This is a genomic window from Protofrankia sp. CiP1_Cm_nod3 (assembly GCF_982290655.1).
This window is the reverse complement of sequence record NZ_CEVIVD010000024.1, coordinates 40,069-44,228: the sequence shown is the minus strand read 5'-3', so window position 1 is coordinate 44,228 and position 4,160 is coordinate 40,069. Positions and strand designations below refer to the sequence as shown.

Below are 4,160 nucleotides of genomic sequence, written 5' to 3'. Positions count from 1 at the left end.
GTCAGCGGGTGGCCACGCACGTCCGTCGCCGCCACGAACCTGTCGGGGTGCCGACACGAGAGCACCCACACCTCGCCGGCCGTGCGTATCCACACGCCGGTACGGATCCACGGCCTGGTCACGGCGTGCACCCCCGGAGCCAGCGCCGTGCGGATGTCGGAGCATGCGACGGCATCGCGCACGCCGTCCCGGGGGAGCACCCGGCCGGCCGCGGCCACCGTCTGGTCGGTCACGGTCAGCCGGGCCCGCCCGAGGGCCCACAGCGCCGCCTCCATCCCGGCGAACATGCCGGCGTAGACGGCGGCCCGGACCCAGGCGGAATCCGTGTACACGGTGAAGTAGCTTCCGAAGACGCCGGCACAGACCGCGGCCCAGACATGCCACAGTCGGGGCACAGCCAGCCGTTCCTCGTAGCGCATGTCGGTCAGTATCCACCGCGGCGGCCATCACTCGCGCGTCCGTCACCGGTCGTCCGCGGTGCCCGTCTTTTCCCGTGGGTTCGCCGGCTCCGCCGCCGCGCGGACGCGTCTGACCGGTGCGTTGATGTGTCGGCCCCGCCGTGGCTGCGGCGAGCCGTTCGGGCGGCGGGTTGTTGGGCCAGGTGGTGCCGGGCCGTGCCGGGCCGTGCCGGGCGGGGTGGCGCGGTGACGGTCTCCGCCGTGGTCCCGCGCGGACAGCCATGATCGTCTGTTTTCCGGCCGGCTAGTCTTCGATGTGCTGTTACTTCGGCGTCCCGCCGCGCTCCGGCGTGTCGCCGGTGACGGCCCGCATCCGCCAGATCACGAGGGGCTCATGACCGCGACGGACAACCTCACCACGCCTCACATCGGAGGGCCTCATGTCGCAGGCCCGCACAGCGGGGCAGCCCCTGCCGGGGCCGGCCCGCTGGAGGTGCTGGTACACCGGCTCGATCCGGATCTCCCGCTGCCGGCCTACGCCCATGCCGGCGACGCCGGCGCGGATCTTGTCACGACGCGGGACGTCACACTCGCCCCGGGCGAGCGCGCACTGGTGGGGACGGGGATCGCCATCGCGCTCCCCGAGGGGTACGCGGCGTTCGTCCACCCGCGCAGCGGCCTGGCGGCACGCCACGGGGTGTCCATCGTGAACGCGCCAGGTACGGTCGACACCGGTTACCGTGGTGAGATCAAAGTTGTGCTCGTCAACACCGATCCCCGTGAGACGGTGGTGCTGCGCCGTGGTGACAGGATCGCTCAGCTCGTCATCCAGCGGGTGGAACGGGCGGCGTTCCAGGAGGTCGCCGAACTGCCGCCGACGGTGCGTGGCGTGGGCGGCTTCGGGTCGACCGGCGGTTTCGCCTGACCCCGGCCCCGGCCCCGGCTTCGGCCCGGTCCACCCGTGGATCCGCGGCCGGCTTCCTCCGGTCTGGGACGGGGCCGGTGCCGCCCGATCCTGCCGGGGGACACCCGGCCATCACACGCGTGAGGAGCCGATCGTGACGACAGGGAAGCTGATCGTGAGAACAGGAAGTGGTCGCGGTGTTCCGGCGCGGTCGTAGGCGCGCCGGTCGCGGCTGGCGGGATTCGCAGGAGTACCGGGACGAGTATGACGAGGCCGGGCACGACCCGGCCGAGGTTGATCATGATGGTCCCCACGACGCCGACCAGGCCCCGGCCGACCACGTCCGCCGGCTTGATCTGGGGTCGCTGCGGGTTCCGGTGATCGACGGGGTCCAGGTGCAGTTCCAGGTCGACCAGGCCTCCGGGCAGTTGCTCACGGTGACGTTGAGGGACGGGCAGAGCGGGATGGAGCTGTCGGCGTTCGCCGCGTCGAAGAGCGCCGGCCTGTGGGACGAGGTGCGGGCCGAGATCGTCGGCTCCCTGCGTACCGCCGCCGGGACGGCAGAGGAGACCGGTGGCCCCTACGGCAGGGAACTGCGCCTGCAGCTGCCGACCGGTACACCGGGGGAGTTCATACCCGGCCGTATGCTGGGGATCGACGGCCCGCGCTGGTTCCTGCGGGTCGTGTTCACCGGTTATGCCGCGCTCGATCCGGCCGCCGCCCCGCCGCTGGCCGAGGCGCTGCGCCGGCTGGTGGTGGTACGCGGTGACCAGGCGATGCCGCTGCGTGACCCGCTGCCACTGAAACTGCCCCGGGAGCTCACCGACCCGCACAGCCCGGACGCTCCGGACGGCCGGAGCCTCCCAGGCCCGGATCCGCGCGAGGCCGTCGGCGGTGTCGCGACGCCGACGGCTCGGATGCCGGCCCCGGGTGTGCGGATCGCGGAAGCCGGTTGAGGCCGGTCGAGGCCGGTCGAGGTCCTGCCGAGGTTCACCGATGCCTGTGTCGATGTCCGCCGGGGCCGGTTGTGGCCACCCACGGCCGGGGCGCCGGGGCGTGGACGGGCCCACGGTGGCACGGCCGCGTCCTCCCGGTTTTCCCGCGTCCCGTTTCTGGGAACACCGGCCAGCGGGCCCGGCCGGTCCCGCCGGCCTTCGGTGGGCCACCAGTGGGACGCGGGCACACCGGGCCGGGCTGATTCGTTGCCCGTGTGTCATCCCGGCGTATGTCGCGCCGGTTCCAGATGTCGTATATAGGTTGATATCGGTAAACAGCGCAGATCGGCGGACGGCACACCAGATGACGCGTACCAGTGGATGGCACACACCAGTGGATGGCACATCAGTGAAGGCGGTTGCCATGACGAGTTCCGACAGTCGTCCCGCGGCCGCGGACCCGCGACACACGCTGTCGCCCAGGCCGCCCGTCGCCGCATGAGCGCGCCCAGCCGCGACGGGCGTCCGTCGACGCGCCAGCCGCCGGTGTCGCTGGTCGAGGCTGTCGGTGGCGTCCGGGGGGTGGTCGACGGGGCCGTTCCCACCGCCGCCTTCGTCGCCGTCAACTCCCAGGCCGGGCTGACCGCGGGCATCGTGGTCGCGATCGTCGTCGCGGCTGCCCTCATGGTGCTGCGGCTGCTGCGGCGGGAGCCGGTCCAGCAGGCGTTCTCCGGGCTGTTCGCGGTCGGTGTGGCCGCTTTCGTCGCGTCCCGCACGCACAGCGCCGAAGGGTTCTTCCTGCCCAGCATCGCCAAGAACGCCGTGTTCGCGGCCGTCGGCCTGCTGTCGCTGCTGGTACGCCGGCCGTTCGCCGGCTACGTGATGGCGGTGCTGGATCCCCGCTACGCCAACTGGCGCCGGCACGCCGACACCCGGCGCGCCGCGGTGTGGGCGACGGGCGTCTGGATCGCGGTCTTCACCGTCCGGTTCGCCGTCCAGGGCCTGCTCTATCTTGCCGGTGAGCCCGGCTGGCTCGGCGCGGCCAACATCGCTCTGGGCCTGCCCCTGTTCGGCGTGGCGATCCTCGCGACCTTCGCCATCGTGCGGCGGCTGGCGCCACGCCAGCCCGCCGCGGACGACGGCCCCGTGGCCGACGGCGGGCCGGTCATCGAGGGAACGGTCCTCGACGGTCCCGGGAGATGACGGCGACCGGGGATACGGCGGCCGGGGATACGGCAGCCGGGGGTGCGGCCGAGGACGTGATCGAGCTCGAGGTCGGGCCGGTGGCACACGGCGGGAGCTGCGTGGCCCGCGACAACGGCCGGGTGGTCTTCGTCCGGCACGCCCTGCCGGGTGAGCGGGTACGGGCCCGGCTGACCGACACCTCGCACGGCAGCTACTGGCGGGCGGACGCCGTCGAGGTGCTGCGCGCCGCGCCGGAGCGCGTCGTCCCGCCGTGCCCGCACGCCGGGGCCGGCGGGTGCGGGGGATGCGACTGGCAGCATGCCTCCCTCGCCGCGCAGCGGCGACTGAAGGCGACGGTGGTCCGCGAGCAGCTGCGCCGGCTGGCCGGGCTGGACCGTCCCGTCGAGGTCGAGGCGGTGGACGCCTTACCGCCCGCACCGCCGCCCGCATCACCGCCGGGCGAGCCGCGAGACACTCCATCGCCGGGTGCGCCGCCGCGAGACGTGCTGTCGCCGGCCGCCCTGCCGTCGGACGCCCTGCCGTCGGCCGAGGGTGAGGGTCTGGGCTGGCGGACCAGGATGCGGTATGCGCTGACCGCGCAGGGCGAGGTCGGACTGCGCGGCCACCGCTCGCACGAGATCGTTCCCGCCGCGGACTGCCTGATCGCCCACCCACTGGTGCGCGCGGCGGTCACCGGCCGGGTGTTCCCGGTGCGTGCCGCTGGTGCCGCTGGTGGGG

At 73.5% G+C, this 4,160-nt stretch carries 5 protein-coding genes; 4 read left to right on the top strand and 1 reads right to left on the bottom strand.

Features of this window, described 5'->3' with window-relative positions:
- A partial coding sequence (locus AC5LUJ_RS07545) for a DUF3093 family protein (protein ID WP_493464693.1) occupies positions 1-395 on the bottom strand: 395 nt, incomplete at its 3' end.
- A 397-nt stretch (positions 396-792) separates the two neighbouring features.
- Here AC5LUJ_RS07545 and dut point away from each other — a divergent pair.
- The 4 genes from dut to AC5LUJ_RS07525 form a co-directional block, all read left to right on the top strand.
- A complete protein-coding gene (dut, locus tag AC5LUJ_RS07540; protein WP_250284898.1) occupies positions 793-1,323 on the top strand; it encodes a dUTP diphosphatase in 531 nt (176 codons plus the stop codon).
- A gap of 176 nt (positions 1,324-1,499) precedes the next feature.
- Positions 1,500-2,258 (top strand): DUF3710 domain-containing protein, encoded by a 759-nt coding sequence (locus tag AC5LUJ_RS07535; protein WP_250284900.1) that lies wholly within the window; start codon positions 1,500-1,502, stop codon positions 2,256-2,258.
- A 477-nt stretch (positions 2,259-2,735) separates the two neighbouring features.
- Positions 2,736-3,440: a DUF3159 domain-containing protein gene (locus AC5LUJ_RS07530; RefSeq protein WP_250290827.1), complete on the top strand. Its 705-nt coding sequence runs from the start codon at positions 2,736-2,738 to the stop codon at positions 3,438-3,440.
- Positions 3,437-4,160: TRAM domain-containing protein (locus tag AC5LUJ_RS07525; RefSeq protein WP_493464692.1), on the top strand; the 724-nt coding region annotated here is incomplete at its 3' end. The genes AC5LUJ_RS07530 and AC5LUJ_RS07525, both read left to right, overlap by 4 nt.